Raw genomic sequence first — 23,319 nt, 5'->3', positions numbered from 1 at the left:
GAATCCTCATGCGTTCGATTCAGCACCGGATCGGCGGCCTCGCGGTCGGCGGGAGCGTCGCGGCGCCCGTGCACGACCCCGCGACCGGGCGGCAGACCGCCGAGGTGGTCCTCGGCCGCCGGGCCGAGGTGGACGCCGCCGTCGGCGCCGCCGTCCGGGCCTTCGAGTCGTGGCGGGAGGTGTCGCTGACCCGGCGGGCGCGGATCATGTTCGCGCTCCGCGACCTGCTGGAGCGGCACGAGGACGAGCTGGCCCGGCTGATCACCGCCGAGCACGGCAAGGTCCTGGACGACGCGCGCGGCGAGGTCGTCCGCGGCCGGGAGGTCGTCGAGTTCGCGTGCGGGATCCCGCAGCTGCTGAAGGGCGAGTACTCCGACCAGGTGTCGACCGGCGTGGACGCGTTCTCGTTCCGGGAGCCGCTCGGCGTCTGCGCGGGGATCGTCCCGTTCAACTTCCCGGTGATGGTGCCGCTGTGGATGCACCCGATCGCGATCGCCTGCGGGAACGCGTTCGTGCTGAAGCCGAGCGAGCGCGTCCCGTCCGCGTCCAACCTGGTGGCCGAGCTGTACGCCGAGGCGGGGCTGCCGGACGGGGTGTTCAACGTCCTGCACGGCGACGCGGAGACCGCCGGCGCGCTGATCGCGCACCCGGGCGTGGCCGCGGTGTCGTTCGTCGGGTCCACGCCCGTCGCCCGGCGCGTGCACGAGGCGGCGAGCACCGCGGGCAAGCGCGTGCAGGCGCTCGGCGGCGCCAAGAACCACGCGGTCGTGCTGCCCGACGCCGACCTCGACCTCGCCGCCGACCAGATCACCTCGGCGGCGTACGGGTCGGCCGGGCAGCGCTGCATGGCGATCTCGGTGACGGTCGCCGTCGGGGACGCCGCCGACCCGCTGCTCGACCGGCTCGCCGACCGCGCCCGCGCGATCAAGGTCGGGCCGGGCGCCGACCCGGCCAGCGAGATGGGGCCGCTGATCAGCGAGGCGGCGCGGGAACGCGTCGGCGGGCACGTCGAGGGGGCGGCCCGCGCCGGCGCCGAGCTCGTCGTGGACGGACGCGACCTGTCCGGTCCCGGCTTCTTCCTCGGCCCCTGCCTGCTCGACGGCGTCACCACCGACATGGCCGCCTACGAGCAGGAGATCTTCGGGCCCGTGCTGGCGGTGCTGCGCGCCGAGACCCTCGACGAGGCGATCGCGCTCGTCAACGCCAACCCCTACGGCAACGGGACGGCGATCTTCACCGCGTCCGGCGCGGCGGCGCGGCGGTTCCAGCGGTCCGTGCACGTCGGGATGATCGGGGTGAACGTGCCGGTCCCGGTGCCGATGGCGTTCTACTCGTTCGGCGGCTGGAAGGCGTCGCTGTTCGGCGACACCCACGTCCACGGGGCCGAGGGCGTCCGGTTCTACACGCGGGCGAAGGCCGTCACGTCCCGCTGGCCCGAGCCCGCCGCGGCCTCCGAGGCCCCCGGGATGGCCTTCCCCACGGCGCAGTGACCCAAGATTGCCCTGGGGCTTTGCCGGGCGGACGTTGACCGTTCACCGGCGGTTCAGGGGCGGCGACCAGGCTCCCGCGTGATCCCCTCACGTGAAGGAGTGCCCATGTCAGTGACCCGTCGCGGAGTCGTCAAGGGCGGCGCCGCCGGCGCACTGTCCATAGCCCTGGCCGGAAGCCTGGACGGAGTCTTCCAGACGTCCGCCGGTGCGGACACCGGAGAGGCGTACGGCTACGGCCCGCTCGTCCCCGACCCCAAGGGCGTCCTGGACCTGCCCAAGGGCTTCGCCTACAAGCAGCTGTCGGTGGAAGGCGACCCCATCTCCGACGGCGTGGTCGTCCCCGGACACCACGACGGGATGGCCACCTTCCCCGGCGGCGGGCACGGCCGGACCCGGCTGGTGCGCAACCACGAGCAGGGCACCAACGGCACCCGCGCCGTCGCGCCCGCCGCGCTGACCTACGACCCCGCCGTCAACGGCGGCACCACCACCCTGGAGGTCGACGGTCGCGGCAACCTGCTGTCGCAGTACGTCAGCCTCGCCGGGACGGCGGTGAACTGCGCCGGCGGACGCACCCCCTGGGGCACCTGGCTGACCTGCGAGGAGACCGAAGGGGTCGGCGGCGAGACCAGGAGCCACGGCTGGGTGTTCGAGGTCGACCCGAACGGCCGGCGCACCGAGCCCGTCCCGCTGACGGGCCTCGGCCGCTTCGCGCACGAGGCCGTCGCCGTCGACCCGCACACGCTCACCGCCTACCTGACCGAGGACGCGGCCAAGCCGTTCGGGCTGTTCTACCGGTTCCGCCCCCGCGCCCACCGCGGCGGCTACCACGCCTACGCGCGGGGCGGGAGGCTGGAGGCGATGAACGTCCGGGGCGTCCCGGACCTGTCGCTCGTCACCGAGCCCGGCACCCGGCTGCGCGTCGAGTGGCTGGACGTCCCGGACCCGTCGGCGAGGCAGACGTCCGTCCGCAAGCAGTTCGACACGATCACCCGGAGCCAGAAGCTCGAGGGCGCCTGGTGGGGGCACGGCAAGGCGTACTTCGTCGCGAGCTTCTCCCATTCCGGCGACGGCGCCGCGCGCGACCACGCCGGGCAGGTCTGGACCTACGACCCGCGCCGCGACGAGATCGAGCTCCAGCTGATCTTCAAGCCGGGCGGGCGGTTCGACGGCCCCGACAACATCACCGTCTCCCCGTACGGCGGCGGCGTGATCCTGGCCGAGGACGGCGACGGCGAGCAGTACCTCGTCGGCACCACCCGCCGGAACAAGCCGTTCGCGATGGCGCGCAACGCCCTCAACGGCAGCGAGTTCACCGGCGTCACGTTCTCGCCGGACGGCCGCGTCCTGTTCGCCAACCGCCAGTCGGACCCGGGGGCGACGTTCGCCGTCACGGGCCCCTGGCACCGCGTCCGGGGCTAGGCGAGGCCGCGGCGGGCGGCGGCGGGGGGCCGGGCGCCCTCGATGGAGGCCACCATGTCGAGCACCTGGCGCATGCCGTCCGCCTGCGACTCCGGCACCCGGAAGTAGGTCACCCCCAGCCACGCGTAGACGGACGCGGCGGCGAGCAGCCCGGGATCGGGCTCCCGCGCGTCCGTCTCCAGCGTGACGAGCACGGCGTCCCCGGAGGCGGCGAGCCGCTCGGCCCGGCTCGCGGGAGGCGCCGTGCCCGCGTCCACGGCGCCGTCCGGAACCGGCGCGTCCGATGGAAGGACCATCCGCTCTTGCAACCCCATGCCGCCAAGCGTGGCACGATCGGAGTCCGGGGATCGTCCTACCCGGGGACGCGAGCGGATGGGAGCGTTGATGGTCGTCGTGGTGCTCGTCCTGGCCGGCGTGGCCGTGCTGGGCGCCGTCGTCGTGCTCGCCATGGGCAGGGGCGGTGAACTGACCGAGGCCCACCCGGACTACCCGCCCCTCCAGGTGGACGCCGAGGGCCGTCCCATCCTGGCCCGGGACGGCTCCCGCATCCGGTTCCCCACGACGATCTGGGGGTACCAGATGCAGGTGACGGACGAGGCCGTCCACCGCCTGACCACGGCCCTGCACGAGCGCGACGCCCGCGTGGCCGACCTGGAGCGGCAGCTGCGCGACCTCCGCAGGCGCGACGGCGAACCGTCCATCGGCGCCCTGCACGGCTTGGAAGAGCCCGACAACGGCGTGCCGCTCCGCAAGGAGACCGTCCCGGTCGAGGACGACCCCGGCCCGGAGGAGGACCACCAGTGAGCCGAGTCGCCGTCCACGCGGAGGCCGTGTCCGGCGCCCCGCCCGAACGCGTCTTCGAGGTCCTGACCGACTGGCCTCGGCACGCCGAGTGGATGCCGTTCACCAGCGCCGAAGGCGGCGACAAGACCGGCGACGAGGTCCGGGCGTGGACGGGCGTCGGACCGGTCGGCTTCGTCGACACGATGGTCATCACCGACTGGCGGGCCGGCCGCCGCGTCGCCGTCCGGCACACCGGCCGCGTGGTGCGCGGCGAGGCGTGGTTCAAGGTCGTCCCCGAGGGCTCGGGCAGCCGCGTCGTCTGGGCGGAGTGCGTCGACCTCCCCCTCGGCCTGCTGGGCCGCGCCGGATGGCTCGTCGCCGGCCCGGTCGCGAAGGCGTTCCTGACCCTCGGCCTCCGCCGCCTCGCCGCGCTGTCGGAGGCGTGAGGTAGAACGGGCGGGTGACCGCGATCCTCGGCGATGACGGGCTGGCGCGCTGCCCCTGGGGCATGTCGGCGCCCGACTACATCGCCTACCACGACGACGAGTGGGGCCGTCCCGTCCGCGACGACCTCGGGCTCTACGAGAAGCTCTGCCTGGAGGCGTTCCAGTCGGGGCTGTCCTGGCTGACGATCCTGCGCAAGCGCGAGAACTTCCGCGCTGCCTTCCACGGCTTCGACCCCGAGAAGGTCGCCGCCTTCGGCCCGGACGACGTCGCGCGCCTGATGGGCGACGCCTCCATCGTCCGGAACCGGGCGAAGATCGAGGCGGCGATCGGCAACGCCCGCGCCGCCCTCGACCTGCCGGGCGGTCTCGCCGCGACCGCCTGGCGCTACGCCGACCCCGGCTCCCCGGCCTACACCGACATGGCCGACGTGCCCGCCTTCACCGACGCGTCGAAGGCGCTGTCCAAGGAGCTGAAGAAGCACGGCTTCCGCTTCGTCGGCCCCACCACCGCCTACGCCATGATGCAGGCGTGCGGCCTGGTCAACGACCACCTCGCCGGCTGCGCGTTCCGCTAGCCGCCGCCCCGGCATCACTCCGCCTTGGCCGCTTCGAGGAGGGGGACGTCGGCGGCGCGGCGGGCGGGGAGGGCCGACGTCGCGAGGGCGACCGCCGCCGCGCAGACGAGGACGACCGGGAACAGCCACCACGGCGGGTTCGGGGCGAAGAACGAGCTGCCCGTCGCGACGTGCATCAGGAACACGGCGGCCAGCGCCATGCCGATGCCGAGGAACCCGCCGAGCAGGACGACGGTCGCGGCCTCCCAGCGGACGATCGCCTTGATCTGCGCGACCGTCGCGCCGACCGCGCCGAGCAGCCCGAACTCGCGGGTCCGCTCGGCGACGCTCATCGACACGGTGGTCGCCATCCCGAACAGCGCGAGGACGAGCGCCATGCCGATGAACCCGTACATGACCTTCAGCCCGCTCGTCATCGCGCTCGCGGCCGTCTTCACGTAGGCGCCCTTGTCGAGCACCTCGACGCCGGGCGTGGCCGCGAACGCGCGGGCGAGGTCGCGCTCGGAGCCGCCCCGCACCAGGACGACCTGGGCGGGGGCGGCCGGGTCCAGCCGTTCCATGGTCGCCGGCGACACCACGGCCTGGTCGGCGAACAGGTGCGACGGGTCGTGGTAGGCGGCGGCGACCGTCAGCGGAATCCGGCCCTGGGCGCCGCGGACGACGATCCGCTGCCCCTTCTTGATCTTGTTCGCCTCCAGCACCGCGGAGGTGAGGGCGATCTCGCCGTCCCCGAGCCGGGGCAGGCGCCCGCCGAGCTCCAGCACGGCCGGCATCGCCGCCTGGTCCGCCCCCGTCACGGTCAGGTAGACCGGCAGCGGCGCCTCCTCCGGCGACGGCCGCCGGGGCGGCGGCGAGACGAGCTTGATCTCCGACACCGTCAGCGCGGCCGCGGCGGACACGCCGGCCACGGCCGCCGCCTTGTCCACCGAGTCGCGGGGCAGCGGCGCCGGGCCGCTGGACGTCGTGCCGGTCGCGGCGATCGCGTGCTCGGCCCGCATCACCTGCTTGCCGGCCTCGTCGAACCGCGCGTTCACCGACACGACGGTCAGCGCGGTCACGCCGACCAGCGCCACGCCCAGCATCAGCGACGACGCCGCCGACGACACCCGGCGCGGGCTGCGGGTGATGGTGGCGCGGGCGAGCCGCCCGGCCTCGCCGCTGACGGCCGTCCCGATCCGCCCGACCAGGCCGCCGAGGGGGCCGACGAAGAACGGGGCGAGGACGGCGAGCGCCGCGACCGTCGTCATGCAGCCCATGAGGATCATGACGCAGATGCCGACGGTGCGGTCGGGGCCCGGCGGCTCCTCGTACCTGATCCCGAAGACGCCGCCGAAGAAGATCCACGCGCACGCGAACACGGCGAGCGCGCCGAGCAGCCGGCCCCGGCGGCGGCCGGCCGTGTCGGCGCTCGCGGCGCGGATCGCCGCCATGGGGGAGATCCGCGCGGCGCGGCGCGCGGCCCGCCAGGCGGCGAGCTGGGTGACGGCGATCCCCGCGGCGGCGGGCGCCGCGAGCGCGATCCAGCCGAACTGCGCGTCGGCGGCGGAGATGTCGAAGCCGTCCTCGGCGAACAGCCGGGTGAGCAGCGCCGACACCGGGTAGCCGAGCAGCACGCCGCCGGCCGAGGCGACGAGCCCGAGGGCGAGCGCCTCCCACCGGATCAGCCGCTTGATCTGGCGCGGCGTCGCGCCGATCGCGCTGAGCAGCGCCAGCCGCCGGGTCCGCTGCCGGACAAGCGTGCCGAACGTGTTCGCCACGACGAACAGCCCGACGAACACCGCGACGGACGAGAGCATCCCGATGGCGCCGCCGATCGACGCGCCCGCCCCCTCCAGATTGGCCGACTGGGCGTTCCGCACGCCCGCGGCGGTGCGGACGGTGACGTCCTGGCCGAGGGAGCGGGCCAGCTCGGTGCGCAGCTTCGCCGCCTGGACGCCCGGCGCCGTCTTGACCCAGACGCCCTGCCACGTCCCCGCCGGGAGGCCCGCCGCCCGCTGGACGGCCGACGGCGTTCCGAGCAGCAGGTCGCCGCTCGCCACCGAGCTGTGCCCCTGCACGGTGACGATCCCGACGACCTTCATGGTGCTGCTCTGCTTCGGCAGCAGCACCCGCATCGCGTCGCCGACATCGAGCTTCCCGGCCCGCGCCACATGGCGGGTGACGGCGACCTCGCCGTCCGCGGCGGGCGCCCGGCCCGCCTCCAGGCGGTAGGGGTTGAGCCGGGCGTCGGACGTCCACGGCCGCAGCGTCGTCCCGGCCCCGGCGGGCGGCAGGATCGTCTTGCCGCCGGACCCGCTCGCGGTCACCGGGACCATCGCGTCCCCGGCCGCCGCCGCGACCCCCGGACGGCCCGCGACCGCGCCGAGCGCGACCTGGCCGTCCGGCGTCGCGTACGGGTCGTCGGCGTCGACCGACCCGCCCAGGACGAGCACGTCCGCGCGGGCGTACTCGCTGGCGTTGCTGCCCGACACCGCCTCCTGCGCCCGCAGCGTGAACTGCAGCGAGCCCGCGATCAGCCCGATCGAGAACAGCGCCGCCAGCAGCGTGGCGGCCAGCCGCGTCCAGCCCTCGGCGAACGAGCGGCGTGCGATGAGCCACATGCCGCTCAGCCCTCCATCCGGCGCATCACGTCGTGCACCTGGTCGACGGTCGGGGCGTGCAGCTCGTGGACGATCGTCCCGTCGGCGAGGAACAGCACCCGGTCGGCGTGCGCGGCGGCCCCCGGATCGTGCGTCACCATGATCACCGTCTGGTCGTAGGCGTCGACCGCGCGGCGCAGGAAGCCCAGCACCTCGGCGCCCGACCGGGAGTCGAGGTTGCCGGTCGGCTCGTCCGCGAACAGCACCTCCGGCCGGGTCAGCAGCGCCCGCGCCACCGCGACCCGCTGCTGCTGGCCGCCCGACAGCTCGGCCGGGCGGTGCGACAGCCGGTCCCGCAGGCCGAGCGCGTCCACGATCGTCGCGAACCACTCGCGGTCGGGCCGCCGGTTCCCGAGCCGCCCGGTCAGCCGGATGTTCTCCTCCGCCGTCAGCATCGGCAGCAGGTTGAACGACTGGAACACGAACCCGAGCCGGTCGCGGCGCAGCTTGGTCAGCCGCGTCCGGGACAGCTTCGTGATGTCCACGTCCCCGATCATGATCGAGCCGGACGTGGCCGTGTCCAGCCCGGCCATGCAGTGCAGGAACGTCGACTTCCCGGAGCCGGACGGCCCCATGATCGCGGTGAAGCGGCCACGGGGGAACGCCGCGGAGACGCCGCGCAGCGCGGTCACCGCGTGCTCGCCCGTCCCGTACGACTTGACGACGTCGCGGGCCACGGCGACATGGTCGCTGACGTGCCCGGCAGGGGGTGCGGCGGATGTCTGGATCATGCCTTCAAGCCAACCGCCCGCGCCCCCTCGCCCGCACTGGCGGAGCCTCCCCGACCGGCACTGGGGAAGGCCCTACCCCCGGCGGGGTGTCAGCGGCCCTCGAACACCGGCTGCTGCTTCTTCAGGAACGCCTCCGTCGCGTTCTTGTGGTCGGCGGTGTCCGCGCACTCGTCCTGGAGCCCGGCCTCCCGCTCCAGCGCGGACGCCAGGTCGTGCGACGCCGCGTGGTCGAGGGCCGCCTTCACCGCGCCGTAGGAGACCGTGGGCCCGGACGCGAGGCGCCGCGCCAGCTCCACCGCCGCCGGGGCCAGCTCGTCCGCCGGGACGACCCGGTTCACCAGGCCCAGCTCCAGCGCCCGCTCAGCCTTCACCGGCTCGCCGAGCAGCAGCAGCTCCGCGGCCCGCGCGCGGCCGACGAGGCGCTGCAGCGTCCACGACATGCCGCTGTCGGGGGCCAGGCCGATCCCGGTGAACGCGGTCGCGAACCTGGCCTTGTCGGACGCGACGACCAGGTCGCAGGCGAACGCCAGCGCCGCGCCCGCGCCCGCCGCGACGCCGTTCACCGCCGCCACCACCGGCTTGCGCATCCCGGCGAGGGCCAGCACGGTCGGGTTGTAGTGCTTGCGGACGGTGTCGTCCAGCCCCTTCCCGGCGGCGAGGTTGGCGGCGTGCTCGCGCAGGTCCTGGCCCGCGCAGAAGGCCCGCCCGGCGCCGGTCAGGATCACCGCGCGGGCCGCCGGGTCGGCGGCCGCGCGCACCACCGTGTCCCGCAGCAGCTCCTTCATCTCGGTCGTCAGCGAGTTCATCCCGTCCGGACGGTTGAGTGTGATGGTCCCCACACCGTCGGTGACGTCGTACAGCACGGTCTCAGACATCGTCGTCCTCTCGGTTCTCCCGCAGATCTTCCCATCTTCCGATCTGGAGGCTGATCGTTACCACTTCGCGCCCGGAAGACGAGATAATGGACCACTACTGATGACGCGGATGCGACACGCGGCCACGCGGCCAACGGTGTGCGAGGCCGCGGCCCTAAGGCAGGAAGGGGATGCACGCATGGCGGCGATGAAGCCGCGGACGGGAGACGGTCCGCTCGAAGTGACCAAGGAGGGACGCGGGATCGTCATGCGGGTCCCCCTCGAAGGCGGCGGCCGCCTCGTGGTCGAGCTCTCCGCCGACGAGGCCAAGGAGCTCGGCGAGGCGCTCAAGGGCGTCGTGGGCTGACGGCTCCACCGCTCCCGGCTTGTTGGTGACGGTCCCGGCGACGCCGCCGGGGCCCTTGCCATTTCCGTACCCAGAAGGGGGACCATCACCATGCCCATCGCGACCCGCGTCCACGGCGCCGGCGGCACCGTGTCGCAGACGGCGGCCGACCTCGGGGCGGAGGTGGTGGCGGTCCCGGTCCGCAAGGGCCCCGTCGCGCCGGCGGCGGAGGTCGCGGCGGCGCTGCCCTACACGCTGGACGAGCTGCTGGCGCTGCACCGGGCCAAGGGCGAGCCGGGGGAGATCACCGCGACCCAGGTCCGCGTCGGCGGCCGGGTCCGCGAGCTGCTGCTGTACGGGGTGGGCGAGGCGTCCCCGGCCGACCTGCGCAGGGCCGGCGCCGCGCTGGCCCGCCGCGGCCGGGGCCGGACGGCCCTCGTCGCCGGCGTCCCGGACGGCGACCTCGCCGCCTTCACCGAGGGCGCGCTGCTGGCCGGCTACGAGTTCAAGATCGGCGCCGCGCCCGCCCGGAAGGCGCTCGGCGCCCTCGCCGTGCTGACCGAGGCCGGGCCCGAGGCCGGCGCCCCGGCGATCGAGCGGGGCACCGCGCGGGCGCGGGCCACCGCGCTGGCCCGCGACCTCGCCAACACCCCGGCCGGCGAGAAGGACCCGTCCTGGCTCGCCGCGCGGGCCGAGCGGGTCGCCGCGGACGCCGGCCTCGCCGTCCGCGTGCGCGGCGAGAAGGAGCTGGCCGAGGGCGGCTTCGGCGGGCTGCTCGCCGTCGGCGGCGGATCGGCCCGCCCGCCCCGCCTCATCGAGCTGTCCTACCGGCCCGACGAACCGGCCGGGAAGCACATCGTGCTGGTCGGCAAGGGCATCACGTTCGACAGCGGCGGCCTGTCGCTGAAGCCGAACGAGAGCATGAAGGCGATGAAGACCGACATGGCGGGCGGCGGCGCGGTCATCGCCGTGATGAGCGCGCTGCGCGGCCTCGGCGTCCGCGCCCGCGTCACCGGCCTGGTCGCGGCGGCGGAGAACATGCCGTCCGGGTCGTCGATGCGTCCCGGCGACGTGATCCGCCACTTCGGCGGGACGACCTCCGAGGTGCTGAACACCGACGCCGAGGGGCGACTCGTCCTCGCCGACGCGCTCGCCTACGCGGACGCCGAGCTCGCCCCCGACGCGGTCGTCGACGTCGCGACCCTCACCGGCGCCGCGAAGGTCGCGCTCGGCCTCCGGCACGCCGCGCTGTTCGCCACCGACGACGCCCTCGCCGGCGAGCTCACCCGCGCCGGGACGGCGGCGGGCGAGCCGGTGTGGCGGCTCCCGCTGACCGCCGACTACCGCACCGCGATCGACTCCGACGTCGCCGACGTCGCCAACATCGGGCGCGGCGGCTACGGCGGCGGCTCCATCACGGCGGCGCTGTTCCTGCGCGAGTTCGCCGGCGACCGGCCCTGGGCGCACCTCGACATCGCCGGTCCGGGGCGCGCCGCGTCCGACGACGCGGAACTCACCCGCGGCGCGACCGGGTTCGGCGTCCGCCTCCTGCTGGACTGGCTGACGGCCTGACCGGCGGGCCGCCCGGCCGCTACTTCGTCCGGCGGTCGATCACCGGGACGCGGCGCCGCCGCCGCGCCTCCTTGACGACCTCCGGGAGCGTCGCGTCCCAGCCGGGCTCGACGGCGAAGCACCACGGCACGGCCGCCGCGGTGGACGGCACGTCCCGGATGGTGAACGCCACGAGGCCGGGCCGCGCCGACGTGCGGGCCAGCTCCGCCAGCTCGGCGGACGGCAGGAAGACCAGGTAGTCCTGCTCGCCCCGGCGGCTGCCCGCCACGCCGCGGCGCAGCGCCGCGATCGCGGTCACCTCGTCCCAGGGCAGCGTCCGCCCGGCCGAGCGCGGCAGCGGCCAGCGCGCCGGGCGGCGCACCGCGTCCCCGTCCAGTTGCAGGACGGGACGGCGCGCCAGCAGCCCGCCCGCCGAGATCACCAGCCCCGTGCCGAACAGCGCGAGCCCCGCCGCGCCCAGCACCATGGACATGACGCTGCCCAGGCCGGCGCCGCGGATCGCCCCGCCCGCGACGAACGCCACGGACGCGGCGAACAGGATCGCGAGGGCCACGAGCTGCCAGGCCCCGCGCCACGTCACCCGGATCCGCACCGCGAACGGCTCACCGGTCTCGGCCGCACTCTCGCCCGGCTCCGCGTCCGCCTCCGGCGGGGTCTGCGCGTCCGGCTCCGTCTCCGCGTCCCGCTCGGTCTGCATACCCGGCCCGCTCTCCGGCTCGGTCTTCGGCTCGATCTCCATGGGGCCGGCTCAGCCGCGCTTGACCGCGCAGAGGAGCCCGTCGCCGACCGGGACGAGGAGCGGGACGAGCCGCTCGTCGTCGCGGATCATGCGGTGCACCTCGCGGATCGACTCGGTGTCGGGGTCGCGGTGGCCGGAGTCGGCGACCCGGTCGTGCCACAGCGCGTTGTCGAACGCGACGACGCCGCCGGGCCGCAGCAGCCGCAGCGCGTCCATCAGGTAGTCGGGGTACTCCCGCTTGTCGGCGTCGCAGAACACCATGTCGTAGGCGCCGTCGGTCAGCCGGGGCAGCACCTCCAGCGCCGGGCCGCTGATCATCCGGGTGCGGAAGCCGGACAGCCCCGCCTCCCGGTAGGCGAGCTTCGCCAGCCGCTGGTTCTCGGGCTCGATGTCGACGCTCGTGAGGACAGCGTCCTTGGGCATGCCGCGCATCAGCCAGACGCCGGAGACGCCGCAGCCGGAGCCGACCTCCACGACCGTCCGCGCGCCGATCAGCGTCGCGAGGAAGCGCAGCGCCGCACCGCCCGCCGGGCCGATCGGGGACGCGCCGACCTCCTCGCCGCGCCGCCTGGCGGCAACGAGCGGCTCGTCTTCGGGGAGGAAATCCTCCACGTAGGCCCGGGTGGCCTGAATGGCGTCGATGGCTGCCTCCTCGCGGGACCCCCGCATGCCTCATGCTGGAAAGACCATATCGTTGACAGGGAACCAACTGGAGTTTCAGCGCGTTGTAACCACCGGGAGCGCAAGCGCGCTGCCAGCACCGAAGTCGGTCCAGAACCGCCCCAGCCCAGGCGAGACCGTGCCGTTCCAAGGCGAGATCCTTGGCTCACGAGAGAGGAACAGCCCGGCACCATGGGAGTCGCAGCACTCAGTTTCAGAAGCGCTGTGGGGGTAGGCGCCAGGCAGGGGAACGCCGCTCGCACCCGCGAGAACGCCCCCGAGGCCGAGTGGGCGCCGCCGTCCTGGGACGAGGTCGTCCGCGAGCACTCCGCGCGCGTCTACCGGCTGGCCTACCGCCTGACCGGAAACCAGCACGACGCCGAGGACCTCACGCAGGAGGTCTTCGTCCGCGTGTTCCGCTCGCTGTCGAACTACACGCCAGGGACGTTCGAGGGCTGGCTGCACCGCATCACCACGAACCTGTTCCTCGACATGGCGCGGCGCCGCCAGCGCATCCGCTTCGAGGGCCTCGCCGACGACGCCGCGGAGCGCCTCCAGGGCCGCGAGCCGACCCCGGCGCAGGCGTTCGACGACACCAACTTCGACGCCGACGTCCAGGCCGCCCTCGACGCGCTGGCCCCCGAGTACCGCGCGGCCGTCGTGCTGTGCGACATCGAGGGGCTCTCCTACGAGGAGATCTCCGCGACGCTCGGCGTCAAGCTCGGCACCGTGCGCAGCCGCATCCACCGCGGGCGGGCGCAGCTGCGCTCCGCGCTGGAGCACCGCGCACCCACCCGGCGCAGGCCGGGCACCAGGAACGACTACCAGGCGGCGGAGGCGCGCGCCACCGCCGACCGCGGCGAGGCCGCGGCGCCGGCGGGGGGCCTGCACGCGGCCGGCGGCGCGCTGCCGCAGCCGGGCGGCGCGTAAGAGCCGCACCGATATCAGCGCGCGGTGCGGGACCGCGCGCCTGACCGAACGGAACCGACGGAGGCGGCGTGAGTTGTCTGGGGGAGCGTCTGACCGCTCTGGTCGACGATGAGCTGGGGCACGAGGAGCGCGACCGCGTCCTCGCCCATCTCGCGGGATGCGCCCAGTGCCGGGCCGAGGCGGCCGCCCTGCGCCTGCTCAAGGGACGGCTGCGGGGGCTGTCCGAGCTCCCCGCGGCGGACGGCACCGACGACCTGCCGACCCCCGACTTCCTGACCCGGCTGCGCTCGCTGCCCGTGGCCGCCGGGCCGCCCGCGGCCGCCGACGTCCCGCCCGGCCCGCCCGAGCCGCCCGCGGGCCCGGCGGCGCAGCGTCCCGCCCGGCCGCTCCGATCATCCATCCGCCCCGGCAGGACGGCCCCCGCCGCGCGTCCGCGCGACAACCGCCCGGCCGGGCACGCCGCCGTCCAGATCAACCCGCGGCGCCGCTACCTCGTCGTCGGCGCCGCCACGCTCTTCCTCGGCCTCGGCACCGCGTCCTACGCCGCGGGCGGCCGGCAGGACTCGCCGACCGTCACGCCCGCCTTCGACCGCTTCGCCGTCGAGCACGCGCTCACCTCCGGGGACGCGCCGATGACCGACCCGCTCACCGACCCGGTCTACCAGGTCCAGGTCTCTCCCGGGCCGTGACCGCGCCCACCGCGGCCGGCAGCACCGGTATGGCGGGGCGCGGACGGCGGTGCGCCGTCCTGGCCGGCGCGCTCGCGGGCGCGCTCGCCCTCGCCGGGGTGCTGGCCGGCGACCCGGCCGCCGTCCGGCGCGTCCGCAGCGACCCCGGCGCCGTCGGGCTGCTGCGCGCCGCCGCCGACGCCGCCCGCGACGTCCCCTACCAGGGCCGGCGGTTCCTCACCACGTGGAACCGGAGCAAGTCCGCCACGTCCCGCGTCACTGTGGCGCACCGGCCCGGCGAGGGCATCCGCTACCGGTCGGCGACGACCGGGACCGGCTACCGGCCCGAGTCCGCCGCCGGGGACACCACCGGCTTCACTCCCGAGACCCTCGCCCTGCTCACCCGCAACTACTCGGTGGTGCGCGCGGCGGACGCGGCGATCTGCGGCCGGCGGGCCCGCGTCGTCGAGGCCCGCCGGCCCGACGGCAGCCCCGCCGGACGCTTCTGGATCGACCGCGAGACCGGGCTGATGCTGCACCGCGAGCTGATCGACGCCAAGGGCCATCCGGTGATCGTCACCGGGTTCAGCGAGATCAGCTTCACCCTGCCGCCGGTCGACCGGGCCGCGCTCGGCCTGCCCCGGGGCGGCCTGCTGCGCTTCCCCGGGTCGAGCGGCGGCGGCCCGGCCGAGAGCACCGCGTCCGCCGCGGGCGCGTGGGGCGAGCCGCTGGACCGGGCCGGGATCGCCGGGCTGCGCGACCGCGGCTGGCCCGTCCCGAAGGACCTGCCCGGCCGCCTCACCCTCTACGACGTGCGCCGGGAGAAGGACGACGGCGCCGTCCACCTCAGCTACTCCGACGGCCTCGCCGCCGTCTCGGTGTTCGTGCAGCGCGGCCGCCTCGACGAGAGCGGGCTGGCCGGCTGGCAGAAGACCGTCCGCCGGGGCCGGACCGTGTACCGCCGCGAGTCGCTGCGGCGCTGGGCCGTGTCCGCGGGGCAGGGTTACGTCTACACCGTGCTGACGGACGCGCCGCAGAGCACGGCCGAGTCGGTGGCCGTGAACATGCCGCGCGGCGCCGACCCGTTCTGGACCCGGCTGTCGCGGGGCGCCCGCCGCCTCGCGTCGGCGGCGAATCCGTTCGACTGACCGGATCCGTATCCGTTGCAGCCGTATTGGCAATAGGTCTTATGCTCGCCACATGCCTTTCGGGGCAGCATGAGCACGGATGACGAGAACCATGCTCGGTAGGAGAGATGGGGATGACGGAAGACAACCGCGGGCCGGCCAGGGCGCCGTCGGACGACGACGAGGTCGTCCCCGGACGGGAGCCTGAGCGGCCGGAGTCGGCGGCTCCTCCCGAGACGGTGACCGACCAGGAGTTCCCGGTCGAGCAGCCGGTGGACGACCCCGAGCCGGAGCCGCGGGACGCGGCGGCCGGCGCGGAGTCCGGCCACGAGCCCGGCGACGAGCCGGGCGGCCCGGGAGACCGCCTGGTGGCCGGCGGGTTCGCGCCGCCGGACTCGCTCGGCGGCCCGCCCGACACCAGCGAGGACGTGTTCTCCCGCGGCGCGGCCGGTCCCGCCGCGGACATGGGGCCGCAGGAGGTGCCGCTGCAGGACGTCCCGCCCCGGGACATGCCGCAGCCCCCGCCGCCGGTCCCGCTCGACAAGCCCGGCATGGACGACGACCGTCCGCGCCCCGGCTTCGTCCCGCACAACGCCGACCCGCGCGCCGCGCAGGGCGGCCCGTACGGCGGCTGGCCGCAGCAGTCCCACCAGGGCCCGCCGCCCCCCGCGGGCGCCCGGCCGCCGATGGGGCCGCCGCCCGCGCCGATGGGCCCGCCGCCCGGCGGCCCGGGACCCCGGCCGATGACCGGCTACGGGATGCCGCCCGGCGGCACCGGCCCCAACTGGGCGCCCGTGCCGGCGATGCCGTCGTCCTCGCGCGGCGGCCCGGGCCTCGGGCTGCTCGCCATCGTCGCGCTGATCGTCGCGCTGGTGGCCGGCGCCCTCGGCGCCGGGATCGGCGTCATCGCCACCAACGGCGACGACGGCGGCTCGGTGAGCCTCGGCGGCGGCAGCGACAGCAACGACACCAAGGTGCAGAGCCGTCCGCCGGAGTCCATCGCCGGCGTCGCGCAGCGGGTGCTGCCGAGCGTCGTCATGATCCGGGTGCAGTCCGCGCAGGGCGAGGTCGGCGGGACCGGCTTCATCGTCAACGGCGGCTACGTCATCACCAACAACCACGTCGTGTCCGGCGCCGGCGGCGGGCAGATCCAGATCGTCTTCAACGACAAGAAGACGCTGCCCGCGACCGTCAAGGGCGCCGACCCGAGCTCGGACGTCGCCGTCCTCAAGCCCGAGGGCCAGCACTCGCTGCCCCCGCTGCCGGTCGGCGACTCCAGCAAGATCGCCGTCGGCGACCCGGTGATCGCGATCGGCTCGCCGCTCGGCCTGCAGGGCTCGGTCACCACCGGCATCGTCAGCTCGCTGAACCGGGCCGTGCCCACGCAGGGCGAGGGCGGCGCCGACGCGTCCTACCTCAACGCGATCCAGACCGACGCGGCCATCAACCCCGGCAACTCGGGCGGCCCGCTGGTCGACGCCAAGGGCAGCGTGATCGGCATCAACACCGCGATCGCGACGCTCGGCGGCCAGTCCCTCGGCGGCGAGCAGCAGAGCGGCAGCATCGGCCTCGGCTTCGCGATCCCGATCAACCAGGGCAAGCGCGTCGCCGAGGAGATCATCCGCAGCGGGAGCGTCCGCAAGGCCAAGCTCGGCGTGCTGCCCGACCCCCGGTACCAGGAGGGCGGCGCCCGGATCATGCCGCAGCCCGTCCAGGGGCAGGACCCGGTGACCAAGGGCGGCCCGGCCGACAAGGCGGGCCTGAAGCCCGGCGACGTGATCACCAAGGTGGACGACAAGCCCATCGAGGACGCCACCGACCTCATCGCGCAGATCCGCAGCCGGGCACCCGGCGACCGGGTCACGATCACCTACGAGCGCGACGGCAAGGAGAACAAGGTCCAGCTGACCTTGGGCGCCGACTAGAAACGGCGGGACGCGCAAGGTCCGGTTCATCCGGGCTAGGGATACGCTGAGGGGGTCGGTCCGCCGGGACCGGCCCCTGACGGCTTGTGGAGGACGGGTTGTTCGACGTCGGACTCGGTGAGATGGCGGTTCTCGTCGTCCTCGCCCTGGTCATCTTCGGGGACAAGCTGCCGCAGGTCGCCGGGCAGGCGGGCCGCATGCTGCGGCAGTTCCGGCAGATGGCCGACAGCGCCAAGGCGGACCTCCAGGAAGGGCTCGGCCCGGAGTTCAAGGACTTCGACCTCAACGACCTGAACCCCAAGACGTTCGTCCGCAAGCACCTCCTCGAGGACGACCCGGACCACCTGACGACGAACGGCTCCAGCCTCTTCGACGACGAGCCCTCCTACGCCACGACGGCCCACGAACTCGACGGCAAAAAACCCCCCTTCGACACCGAGGCGACTTGATCGACGCAAGAAAAGGCCCCGCCGGGCGTCCGGCGGGGCCTTTCTCGTCGGTGTGCTACCTCCCCTTGGGGGAGATGCCGAGGGACATGCCGGCGAGGCCGCGGCTGCGGCCGCCGAGCTTGTCGGCGATGGTGCGCAGTTCCTTGGCGGCGCCCGCGTCCGGGTCGGACAGGACGAGCGGGACGCCGTTGTCGCCGCCCTCGCGGAGGCGCGGGTCGATCTGCACCTGGCCCAGCATGGGGACGCGGGTCCCGAGGGTCTTGGTGAGCGCGTCGGCGACCGTCTGGCCGCCGCCCTCGCCGAAGAGGAACTGCTGCTCGCCGCAGTGCGGGCACGACAGGTAGGACATGTTCTCGATCACGCCGACGACCTGCTGGTGCGTCTGCGCGGCGATCGCGCCGGCCCGCTCGGCGACCTCGGCGGCGGCCTGCTGCGGGGTCGTGACGACCAGGATCTCCGCGGACGGCAGCAGCTGCGCGACGGAGATCGCGATGTCGCCGGTGCCGGGCGGCAGGTCCATCAGGAGGATGTCGAGGTCGCCCCAGTACACGTCCGAGAGGAACTGCTGGAGCGCGCGGTGCAGCATCGGCCCGCGCCACACGACCGGCTGGTTGCCGGCGGTGAACATGCCGACCGAGATCACCTTCACGTCGTGCGCCGTCGGCGGGAGGATCATGTCCTCGACCTTGGTGGGGGAGTTCACCACGCCCATCATCCGCGGCACCGAGTGGCCGTAGATGTCGGCGTCCACGACCCCGACCTTGCGGCCCTGCGCGGCCAGCGCGGCGGCGAGGTTCACCGTCACCGACGACTTGCCGACGCCGCCCTTGCCGCTCGCGACCGCGTACACCTTGGTCAGCGAGTTCGGCTGGGCGAAGGGGATCTCCTTCGCGGGCTGCCCGCCGCGCAGCTTGGTCTGCAGGTCCTTGCGCTGCTCCTCGCTCATCACGTCGAGTTCGACCTGCACCGAGGCGACCCCGTCGAGCTTGGCGACGGCCTCCGTGACGCGTTTCGTGATGGTGTCCTTCATCGGACACCCGGCCACGGTCAGGTAGACGCCGACGCGGACGGTGCCGTCCGCGGCGATGTCGATGCCCTTGACCATGTCGAGCTCGGTGATGGGCTTGTGGATCTCAGGATCGTTCACCGTGGCGAGAGCCTCGGTCACCCGCTCGGTAGTCAACTGGGAGGCCATGCGTCCATGGTATGAACCTTGGGGCCCGACCCGTTAATCAGGGTGTCGGTCCTCACATGTCGCGTGCGTCTCCTTCGCGTCCGCGGCCCGCCCGCCGTAACATCGGTCCGGTGACAATCGGCACCCTCTCGGCCGCCGAGCTGGTCGTCTGGCGGACCATGCTGCGGGCGCAGGCGCAGATCTCCCGCCGCCTGCAGGCAGACCTCCTGGCCCGGCACGGCCTCGCGCTCGGCACCTACGAGGTGCTGATGCATCTCGGCGAGGCGGCGGACGGGCGGCTGCGGATGAACGATCTCGCCGACCGCGTCCTGCTGTCGCGCAGCGGCCTGACCAGGCTCGTCGACCGGATGCAGCGCGACGGGCTGGTGATCAGGCAGTCCTGCGCGGACGACGCCCGCGGCCTGTACGCCGTGCTGACCCCCGCCGGGCGGGACCGGCTCGCCGAGGCCACCCCCACCTACCGGCAGGGCGTCCAGGACCACGTGCTCAGCCGCCTGGACGGATCGGACCTGCGCACCCTCCGGCACATCCTCGACAAGCTCGCCGACGACGGGGCCCCCGGCTAGGGGACGTGCTCCTTGGCGTCCAGGTCCCTGATGATCTGCTGGAGCTCCGAGCGCAGGAAGTCGCGGGTGACGACCTCGTTCAGCGCCACCCGCAGCCCGGCGATCTCCCGCGTCAGGTACTCGGTGTCGGCGATGCTGCGGTCGCCGCGCGCCCGGTCCTGCTCGTACTGGACGCGGTCCCGGTCGTCCTGCCGGTTCTGCGCGAGCAGGATCAGCGGCGCCGCGTAGGACGCCTGGAGCGACAGCATCAGCGTCAGGAAGATGAACGGGTACGGGTCGAACTTCAGGAACTCCGGGGCGAACAGGTTCCAGCCGATCCAGACGGCGACGAACACGGTCATGTAGACGATGAAGCGGGCCGTGCCCAGGAACCGCGCGATCCGCTCCGACAGCCGCCCGAACGACTCGGGGTCGTAGTGGACGCGCGGCAGCAGCGTCCGGCGGACCTCCCTCGGCTGGTCCAGGCGCGCGGTGATCGGGCGTGTCGTCATCATGTCGTCCCCCGGAGAGCCTCTTCCTCGGGATCGGCGGTCACCTCGGCGGCGGCGTCCATCACGTTCTCCCGCCAGTCCTCGGGCAGCAGATGGTCGAGGACGTCGTCGATCGTCACCGAGCCGAGCAGATGCCCGTTCTCGTCCACCACGGCCCCCGCGACGAGGTTGTAGGTGGCCAGGAACATCGCGACCGCCTCCAGCGACATCGTGGGGCGCAGCGGGTCCAGCGCGGTGTCGACGATCCCGCTGACGAGCGTCGGCGGCGGCTCGCGCAGCAGCTTCTGGAAGTGCACCGTGCCGAGGTACTGGCCGGTCGGCGTCGCGCTCGGCGGCCGGCACACGTACACCTGGGCGGCGAGGGCCGGGTTGAGGTCGGGGCGGCGGATCAGCGCGAGCGCCTCGGCGACCGTCGCGTCCGGCGGGACGACGACCGGGTCGGTGGTCATCAGCCCGCCCGCCGACTGGTCGGGGTAGGTGAGCAGCCGCCGCACCGGCGCGGCCTCGTGCGGCTCCATCAGCGTGAGCAGCCGCTCCCGCTGCTCGGTCGGCAGCTCGCCGAGCAGGTCGGCGGCGTCGTCGGGGCCCATCGCCTCCAGGACGTCGGCGGCGCGTTCCACGCCGAGCTCGCCGAGGATCTCGACCTGGTCGTCCTCGGGCAGCTCCTCCAGGACGTCGGCGAGCCGCTCGTCGTCCAGCGCGGCCGCGACCTCCGTGCGCCGCTTCGCGGGCAGTTCGTGCACGATGTTGGCGAGGTCGGCGGCCTTCATCTGGCCGAACGCGGCGATCAGCCCGGCGGCGCCCTGCCCGTGCTCGACGGCGGAGAACCCCTCCACGGCGTCCCAGTCGACGATCATGCTCGGCCCGCGCTTGCGCAGCGCGCGTCCCGGCCGGCGGCTGACGGCGACCTTGGCGACCAGCCAGTCGCGGGTGCGGGTCGGCTCCATCGCCACGTCCACGACGGAGACGGGCTCGCCGGAGTCCCGGAACCGGATCGTCCGGTCCAGCATCTCCGCGATGACGAGCGTCTCGGACTCGCGTTTCTGGAACCGCCGCACGTTCAGCCGCCCGTCGAAGATGATCGCGTCCGCCTCGATCACCGTCACCCGGGTGATCGGCAGGAACACCGCCCGCCGCGACGTGACGTCCACCACCAGCCCGAGCACCCGCGGGGCCCGCGGCGCGAGCCGCAGCGCGACCACGACATCGCGGACGCGGCCGACCTGGTCACCGGCCGGGTCGAACACCGCGATGCCCGCGAGCCGGGCGATGAACACCCGTGGCGGAGCTGCGCTCATGGCCAGGACACTACCCATGATCGCCCGCTTGATCCGGCCCCGCCCCGGTTCCGCCCCTCGCCCGGCCGCCCCGGAATCGGCCCGGCCGCAATTCGGATAATCGTTGTTCCGTTTAAAAGTGGGTGAAACGAGTGCGCGATAATCGCCGTCGGTGTGGTCGAGGGGGCCTTTTACCGGAATGGAGGGGTGCCGCGTGCTCGAAGTGCGGATCGGGGTGGACGGCGACGACGACGAACGCGTGGTCGCGTCGCTGTACCGCTGGCTGAGCCGGGACCCCGACGTGATCGACGCAGCCCGGACGTCGCTGCGGCCTGGCGAGGCCGAGCCCGGCACGATGGGCGCCGCGGAGCTGATCCAGGTGCTCATCGAGGACGCCGCGGCCGTGGCGGGCATCGTGTCCGCGGTGGGCGCCTGGTACGCCTCCCGCCGGTCCAGGCCGTCCATCCGCATCGAACGCGGGGAGCGGGTCTACGTCATCACCGACCCGTCGCCGGAGGTGCTGCGCCGCATCCTCGACGGGACGGCCGAGGACGAGGGGGAGCAGCGCGATGATCGGTGAGCCGCCGCCCGTCCTCTCGGATCCGGCCAGGTCCCGCGCCGTGCTGGTCGGCTCGCACGCGTTCGCCTCGCTGGAGGACCTGCCCGGCGTGCGGAACAACCTCACGGGGCTGGAGCGGCTCGTCCGCGACCCCAGGGTGTGGGGGCTGCCCGAGAGCCACTGCGTCGTCGTGGAGCAGCCCGCCAACGCGGGGCAGGTGGTCAACGCGATCAAGCGCGCCGCGCGGGAGGCGGAGGACACCCTCGTCGTCTACTACGCGGGGCACGGCCTCGTCGACGAGGAGGACGACGGGCTGTGGCTCGCGCTTCCCGAGTCGCAGCGCGGAGAGGTCTACACGGCCCTGCCGTACGACTGGGTCCGGCGCGCCGTCCTGGCCGACGCGCCGAAGCGCACGGTCGTCATCCTGGACTGCTGCTTCAGCGGGCGGGCGATGACCGGCCGGATGAGCGCGGGGGCCGCCGCGGACGACGCGACCATCAAGGGCACGTTCCTGATGACGTCGGCGACCGAGACGAAGGCGTCCGCGGCCCCTCCCGGCGAGACCTACACGGCGTTCACCGGCGAGCTGATCGGCATGCTGGAGGAGGGGATCCCCGGCGAGCCCGCCGCCCTGGACATGGCGACCGTGTACCACGGCGTGCGCAAGCGGCTGATCCAGAAGGGCCGCCCCCTGCCGGACCAGCGCAACCGGAACGCGGGCGCGCTGATCCGCATCTTCCGCAACCGCGCGCCGGCGCTGGCGCCGCCGCAGGAGGGCCCCGACCGCGAGGCGGAGGCGCCCGCGCCGGTGCCGATGTCGGCCGGCCCGGCCGCGTCCGTCCCGGCCGCCCGGCCGGACGCGGGCTCCGCCGGCGAATGGCCGGGCGAGGACCAGACCGCCGGGTGGGCCTGGCGGGACGACGCCTTCCGCTGGGGGCCGCTGCGGACGCCGCTGCTCATCATCGAGGGCGACGGCGAGAACGTCATCGCCGAGAGCGCCGTGCGCCTGATCGTCGACCGGCAGGAGGTGCGGCTGCCCGACGAGATCGCGGCCTGGCGCCGCGAGATCGAGGCGGAGCAGGAGGCCCGCCGCGAACGCGGCGACGACTTCTTCTGGAACGGCCGGTCCTACGCCGTGGAGAAGGTCGCGATCAGCCGGGACGCCCACACCGAGGCCCCGGCGGTGTCGATCCGGCTGAAGCTGTCGGACTACTACTCCTTCCTCGCCGCCCAGCAGCTCGACCGCGAGTTCGCCGACGGGACCACCCCGCGCGGCCGCTACCTCGACCCGCACGGCCCGCTGGACGTGCCCGCGTTCATGTCGTCCAGCTTCGGCGCGAACATCGCCGTGGTCACCGCCGACCACAAGATCATCTTCTCGCGGCGCAGCGCCAGCGTCGGCTCGCACCCCGGCTACTGGAACTCGTCCGCCAACGAGGGGCTGTCCCGCGACATCGACTCGGCCGCCCGCAGCGCGCCCAACCTCTACAACGTCGCCCGCCGGGGCATGCGCGAGGAACTGGCCCTGGAGGCCGACGAGTACCGCATCGACATGCTGGCCCTCACCGTCGACCGCAAGAACCAGTGGGGCGCCCTGTTCGTCGCGAGGCTGTTCGCCCTGGACGCGGACGGCTTCCTCGCCCGGCGCAGCCGGGGCGTCGCCGACAAGTTCGAGCACGCCGGGCACCGGCTCGTGCCGTTCCAGACCAAGGCCATGGTCGACTTCATGTTCGCCGCCGAGCGCCGGGCGCTGTGGGCGCCGACGGCCCCCGCGCTGTTCTACCTCGCGCTGGTGAACGAGTACGGCCGGCAGTCGGTGGAGGACGAGAGCCTGCGGGCGTTCCGGGAGCTCATACGGGCGGGATGACCGTCCAT

Annotated in this window: 24 protein-coding genes; 15 read left to right on the top strand and 9 right to left on the bottom strand. The window is 74.2% G+C overall.

Annotated features, from left to right (window positions below):
- Positions 1-8 precede the first annotated feature (8 nt).
- Both ACA511_RS30955 and ACA511_RS30950 read left to right on the top strand, forming a co-directional pair.
- Positions 9-1,490 (top strand): CoA-acylating methylmalonate-semialdehyde dehydrogenase, encoded by a 1,482-nt coding sequence (locus tag ACA511_RS30955; protein ID WP_375028200.1) that lies wholly within the window; start codon positions 9-11, stop codon positions 1,488-1,490.
- Between the two features lie 105 nt (positions 1,491-1,595).
- Positions 1,596-2,912: an alkaline phosphatase PhoX gene (locus ACA511_RS30950; RefSeq protein ID WP_375028199.1), complete on the top strand. Its 1,317-nt coding sequence runs from the start codon at positions 1,596-1,598 to the stop codon at positions 2,910-2,912.
- On the opposite strand, the gene ACA511_RS30945 is transcribed toward ACA511_RS30950, so the two are convergent.
- Positions 2,909-3,226: a hypothetical protein gene (locus ACA511_RS30945; protein WP_375028198.1), complete on the bottom strand. Its 318-nt coding sequence runs from the start codon at positions 3,224-3,226 to the stop codon at positions 2,909-2,911. The genes ACA511_RS30950 and ACA511_RS30945 overlap by 4 nt on opposite strands.
- Positions 3,227-3,284: 58 nt before the next feature.
- Here ACA511_RS30945 and ACA511_RS30940 point away from each other — a divergent pair, with 58 nt between their 5' ends.
- The 3 genes from ACA511_RS30940 (at position 3,285) to ACA511_RS30930 (ending at position 4,716) form a co-directional block, all read left to right on the top strand.
- The gene (locus ACA511_RS30940) at positions 3,285-3,716 is read left to right on the top strand and encodes a hypothetical protein (protein WP_375028197.1); all 432 of its coding nucleotides are present in this window, start codon (positions 3,285-3,287) and stop codon (positions 3,714-3,716) included.
- Positions 3,713-4,141, top strand: coding sequence for an SRPBCC family protein (locus ACA511_RS30935; protein WP_375028196.1), 429 nt, complete (start codon positions 3,713-3,715; stop codon positions 4,139-4,141). Before ACA511_RS30940 ends, ACA511_RS30935 begins: the two co-directional genes overlap by 4 nt.
- A gap of 62 nt (positions 4,142-4,203) precedes the next feature.
- Positions 4,204-4,716 carry a DNA-3-methyladenine glycosylase I gene (locus ACA511_RS30930; RefSeq protein WP_375028412.1) on the top strand — a complete coding sequence of 171 codons (513 nt, stop codon included), beginning with the start codon at positions 4,204-4,206 and terminating at the stop codon, positions 4,714-4,716.
- Positions 4,717-4,730: 14 nt separating this feature from the next.
- On the opposite strand, the gene ACA511_RS30925 is transcribed toward ACA511_RS30930, so the two are convergent.
- The 3 genes from ACA511_RS30925 to ACA511_RS30915 form a co-directional block, all read right to left on the bottom strand.
- On the bottom strand, positions 4,731-7,316 hold the full coding sequence (locus tag ACA511_RS30925) for an FtsX-like permease family protein (protein WP_375028195.1): 2,586 nt from the start codon (positions 7,314-7,316) through the stop codon (positions 4,731-4,733).
- Between the two features lie 5 nt (positions 7,317-7,321).
- A complete protein-coding gene (locus ACA511_RS30920; protein ID WP_375028194.1) occupies positions 7,322-8,086 on the bottom strand; it encodes an ABC transporter ATP-binding protein in 765 nt (254 codons plus the stop codon).
- A gap of 89 nt (positions 8,087-8,175) precedes the next feature.
- A complete protein-coding gene (locus ACA511_RS30915; protein ID WP_375028193.1) occupies positions 8,176-8,961 on the bottom strand; it encodes an enoyl-CoA hydratase-related protein in 786 nt (261 codons plus the stop codon).
- 178 nt (positions 8,962-9,139) lie between these two features.
- Between ACA511_RS30915 and ACA511_RS30910 the strand changes: the two genes are divergently transcribed.
- A complete protein-coding gene (locus tag ACA511_RS30910) occupies positions 9,140-9,307 on the top strand; it encodes a DUF3117 domain-containing protein (RefSeq protein ID WP_083946426.1) in 168 nt (55 codons plus the stop codon).
- A 90-nt stretch (positions 9,308-9,397) separates the two neighbouring features.
- Positions 9,398-10,858: a leucyl aminopeptidase gene (locus ACA511_RS30905; RefSeq protein WP_375028192.1), complete on the top strand. Its 1,461-nt coding sequence runs from the start codon at positions 9,398-9,400 to the stop codon at positions 10,856-10,858.
- 19 nt (positions 10,859-10,877) lie between these two features.
- Here ACA511_RS30905 and ACA511_RS30900 read toward each other — a convergent pair whose 3' ends face one another.
- Positions 10,878-11,597 carry a hypothetical protein gene (locus tag ACA511_RS30900; protein ID WP_375028191.1) on the bottom strand — a complete coding sequence of 240 codons (720 nt, stop codon included), beginning with the start codon at positions 11,595-11,597 and terminating at the stop codon, positions 10,878-10,880.
- A 9-nt stretch (positions 11,598-11,606) separates the two neighbouring features.
- Positions 11,607-12,266 (bottom strand): O-methyltransferase, encoded by a 660-nt coding sequence (locus ACA511_RS30895; protein ID WP_375028190.1) that lies wholly within the window; start codon positions 12,264-12,266, stop codon positions 11,607-11,609.
- Between the two features lie 183 nt (positions 12,267-12,449).
- Between ACA511_RS30895 and sigE the strand changes: the two genes are divergently transcribed.
- The 5 genes from sigE (at position 12,450) to ACA511_RS30870 (ending at position 17,356) form a co-directional block, all read left to right on the top strand.
- Complete coding sequence (sigE, locus tag ACA511_RS30890) at positions 12,450-13,187, top strand: RNA polymerase sigma factor SigE (RefSeq protein ID WP_375028189.1); 738 nt, start codon at positions 12,450-12,452, stop codon at positions 13,185-13,187.
- Between the two features lie 68 nt (positions 13,188-13,255).
- The gene (locus tag ACA511_RS30885; protein WP_375028188.1) at positions 13,256-13,876 is read left to right on the top strand and encodes an anti-sigma factor family protein; all 621 of its coding nucleotides are present in this window, start codon (positions 13,256-13,258) and stop codon (positions 13,874-13,876) included.
- A complete protein-coding gene (locus ACA511_RS30880; RefSeq protein WP_375028187.1) occupies positions 13,873-15,003 on the top strand; it encodes a sigma-E factor regulatory protein RseB domain-containing protein in 1,131 nt (376 codons plus the stop codon). The genes ACA511_RS30885 and ACA511_RS30880 overlap by 4 nt, the downstream gene beginning before the upstream one ends.
- Before the next feature lie 113 nt (positions 15,004-15,116).
- Positions 15,117-16,907 carry a trypsin-like peptidase domain-containing protein gene (locus tag ACA511_RS30875; protein ID WP_375028186.1) on the top strand — a complete coding sequence of 597 codons (1,791 nt, stop codon included), beginning with the start codon at positions 15,117-15,119 and terminating at the stop codon, positions 16,905-16,907.
- 98 nt (positions 16,908-17,005) lie between these two features.
- A complete protein-coding gene (locus tag ACA511_RS30870; RefSeq protein WP_375028185.1) occupies positions 17,006-17,356 on the top strand; it encodes a sec-independent translocase in 351 nt (116 codons plus the stop codon).
- Positions 17,357-17,411: 55 nt separating this feature from the next.
- Here ACA511_RS30870 and ACA511_RS30865 read toward each other — a convergent pair whose 3' ends face one another.
- Positions 17,412-18,551: an Mrp/NBP35 family ATP-binding protein gene (locus tag ACA511_RS30865; RefSeq protein ID WP_375028184.1), complete on the bottom strand. Its 1,140-nt coding sequence runs from the start codon at positions 18,549-18,551 to the stop codon at positions 17,412-17,414.
- 110 nt (positions 18,552-18,661) lie between these two features.
- Between ACA511_RS30865 and ACA511_RS30860 the strand changes: the two genes are divergently transcribed.
- Positions 18,662-19,117: a MarR family winged helix-turn-helix transcriptional regulator gene (locus tag ACA511_RS30860; RefSeq protein WP_375028183.1), complete on the top strand. Its 456-nt coding sequence runs from the start codon at positions 18,662-18,664 to the stop codon at positions 19,115-19,117.
- Here ACA511_RS30860 and ACA511_RS30855 read toward each other — a convergent pair.
- Both ACA511_RS30855 and ACA511_RS30850 read right to left on the bottom strand, forming a co-directional pair.
- Complete coding sequence (locus ACA511_RS30855; RefSeq protein ID WP_375028182.1) at positions 19,114-19,608, bottom strand: DUF1003 domain-containing protein; 495 nt, start codon at positions 19,606-19,608, stop codon at positions 19,114-19,116. The two genes, ACA511_RS30860 and ACA511_RS30855, sit on opposite strands and share 4 nt — an antisense overlap.
- Entirely contained in the window at positions 19,608-20,906 is a 1,299-nt protein-coding gene (locus ACA511_RS30850; RefSeq protein ID WP_375028181.1) for a magnesium transporter MgtE N-terminal domain-containing protein, read from the bottom strand. Before ACA511_RS30850 ends, ACA511_RS30855 begins: the two co-directional genes overlap by 1 nt.
- A 193-nt stretch (positions 20,907-21,099) precedes the next feature.
- Between ACA511_RS30850 and ACA511_RS30845 the strand changes: the two genes are divergently transcribed.
- Together ACA511_RS30845 and ACA511_RS30840 are read left to right on the top strand one after the other, a co-directional pair.
- Positions 21,100-21,465 carry a hypothetical protein gene (locus ACA511_RS30845; protein ID WP_375028180.1) on the top strand — a complete coding sequence of 122 codons (366 nt, stop codon included), beginning with the start codon at positions 21,100-21,102 and terminating at the stop codon, positions 21,463-21,465.
- Positions 21,455-23,311, top strand: coding sequence for a caspase domain-containing protein (locus tag ACA511_RS30840; protein ID WP_375028179.1), 1,857 nt, complete (start codon positions 21,455-21,457; stop codon positions 23,309-23,311). The genes ACA511_RS30845 and ACA511_RS30840 overlap by 11 nt, the downstream gene beginning before the upstream one ends.
- Positions 23,312-23,319 lie beyond the last annotated feature (8 nt).

The organism is Actinomadura sp. GTD37, from assembly GCF_041951365.1.
Lineage (GTDB): Bacteria > Actinomycetota > Actinomycetes > Streptosporangiales > Streptosporangiaceae > Spirillospora.
Note: the sequence above shows the minus strand (reverse complement) of the source record. Positions and strands in the feature narration are given on the sequence as shown.

What these genes read in the sequence shown, in the direction of transcription:
- ACA511_RS30945 (WP_375028198.1), bottom strand. Translation starts at nt 3,226, where the DNA reads ATGGGGTTGCAAGAGCGGATGGTCCTTCCATCGGACGCGCCGGTTCCG.
- ACA511_RS30895 (WP_375028190.1), bottom strand. Translation starts at nt 12,266, where the DNA reads ATGCGGGGGTCCCGCGAGGAGGCAGCCATCGACGCCATTCAGGCCACC.
- sigE (WP_375028189.1), top strand. Translation starts at nt 12,450, where the DNA reads ATGGGAGTCGCAGCACTCAGTTTCAGAAGCGCTGTGGGGGTAGGCGCC.
- ACA511_RS30900 (WP_375028191.1), bottom strand. Translation starts at nt 11,597, where the DNA reads ATGGAGATCGAGCCGAAGACCGAGCCGGAGAGCGGGCCGGGTATGCAG.
- ACA511_RS30915 (WP_375028193.1), bottom strand. Translation starts at nt 8,961, where the DNA reads ATGTCTGAGACCGTGCTGTACGACGTCACCGACGGTGTGGGGACCATC.
- ACA511_RS30920 (WP_375028194.1), bottom strand. Translation starts at nt 8,086, where the DNA reads ATGATCCAGACATCCGCCGCACCCCCTGCCGGGCACGTCAGCGACCAT.
- ACA511_RS30905 (WP_375028192.1), top strand. Translation starts at nt 9,398, where the DNA reads ATGCCCATCGCGACCCGCGTCCACGGCGCCGGCGGCACCGTGTCGCAG.
- ACA511_RS30875 (WP_375028186.1), top strand. Translation starts at nt 15,117, where the DNA reads ATGACGGAAGACAACCGCGGGCCGGCCAGGGCGCCGTCGGACGACGAC.
- ACA511_RS30840 (WP_375028179.1), top strand. Translation starts at nt 21,455, where the DNA reads ATGATCGGTGAGCCGCCGCCCGTCCTCTCGGATCCGGCCAGGTCCCGC.
- ACA511_RS30910 (WP_083946426.1), top strand. Translation starts at nt 9,140, where the DNA reads ATGGCGGCGATGAAGCCGCGGACGGGAGACGGTCCGCTCGAAGTGACC.
- ACA511_RS30930 (WP_375028412.1), top strand. Translation starts at nt 4,204, where the DNA reads ATGTCGGCGCCCGACTACATCGCCTACCACGACGACGAGTGGGGCCGT.
- ACA511_RS30955 (WP_375028200.1), top strand. Translation starts at nt 9, where the DNA reads ATGCGTTCGATTCAGCACCGGATCGGCGGCCTCGCGGTCGGCGGGAGC.
- ACA511_RS30850 (WP_375028181.1), bottom strand. Translation starts at nt 20,906, where the DNA reads ATGAGCGCAGCTCCGCCACGGGTGTTCATCGCCCGGCTCGCGGGCATC.
- ACA511_RS30925 (WP_375028195.1), bottom strand. Translation starts at nt 7,316, where the DNA reads ATGTGGCTCATCGCACGCCGCTCGTTCGCCGAGGGCTGGACGCGGCTG.
- ACA511_RS30865 (WP_375028184.1), bottom strand. Translation starts at nt 18,551, where the DNA reads ATGGCCTCCCAGTTGACTACCGAGCGGGTGACCGAGGCTCTCGCCACG.
- ACA511_RS30855 (WP_375028182.1), bottom strand. Translation starts at nt 19,608, where the DNA reads ATGACGACACGCCCGATCACCGCGCGCCTGGACCAGCCGAGGGAGGTC.
- ACA511_RS30940 (WP_375028197.1), top strand. Translation starts at nt 3,285, where the DNA reads ATGGGAGCGTTGATGGTCGTCGTGGTGCTCGTCCTGGCCGGCGTGGCC.
- ACA511_RS30950 (WP_375028199.1), top strand. Translation starts at nt 1,596, where the DNA reads ATGTCAGTGACCCGTCGCGGAGTCGTCAAGGGCGGCGCCGCCGGCGCA.